The organism is Sodalis-like endosymbiont of Proechinophthirus fluctus (genome assembly GCF_001602625.1).
Taxonomy (GTDB): Bacteria; Pseudomonadota; Gammaproteobacteria; order Enterobacterales; family Enterobacteriaceae.
Map to the genome: position 1 here is coordinate 17,003 of NZ_LECR01000074.1, position 774 is coordinate 17,776.

Here is a 774-nt window from a genome sequence, read left to right on the forward strand (position 1 = left end):
TGGCCGCTGGACGTAGTCTACCGCGCTTTTCTCTGCGCATCTGCGGCTTCCTTCCACCAGGGTGGTAATCATCGCAAAAGGAATATCCAGCGGCGCCAGTAATTCTCTGCGCTAGAGCAAGCTTGACGCCAAATAAATCACCTTCATCGCGGTTTCTTTTTCTCGCTACTGCACGGCAAATTGACGGCGTATTTTGCACATTAGCAGGAACAACCAGGGCCACAATACGCCATCCACCACGCTGCTCCAGAATATTTCCGGGCGGAACGAAATTTTGATCACCAAAAACTCCGCCCAGAATACGATCACCTGGTTTGTTAATGACAGCAGTATCACAATCAGCGTCTGTTGCCAAAGGGCCATATTGCGAAATAACTGAAATTTGAATACCACCAGATAAGCGAGAATACTGAGCGCTAGTGCACGTACACCCAAGGTTGAACCGAGAATCAAATCCATAATCAGCCCGAAGATAAAACCAGTGCCCACGTTGACCCGGTGTGGCAGCACCATCACCCAGTAAATCAGCAGCAAATTGAGCCAGGAGGGACGAAAAAGGTACAGCTGCGGCGGCCAGGGCATGATTTGCAGAACAATCGCGACAAGGAAGGAGAGCCAAATAATCCAGCCACCGTGGCGGTGATACCTATTCATTGTTCCTCTCCTGAGCCACCAAACAGGAGCTGCGGCGGCAGTGTGGCGTTTTGGGCAGCACCAGAGGCGTCCTGGTTGCCACTGTTGCTCCCCGTGCTAACCGAGCGGTTAGTACTGTTC

Annotated in this window: 1 protein-coding gene; it reads right to left on the reverse strand. The window is 51.8% G+C overall.

Annotated elements, in window-relative coordinates:
- Window positions 1–165: 165 nt before the first annotated feature.
- Window positions 166–654 (reverse strand): rod shape-determining protein MreD, encoded by a 489-nt coding sequence (gene mreD, locus BG74_RS07180; RefSeq protein WP_066597529.1) that lies wholly within the window; start codon window positions 652–654, stop codon window positions 166–168.
- Window positions 655–774 lie beyond the last annotated feature (120 nt).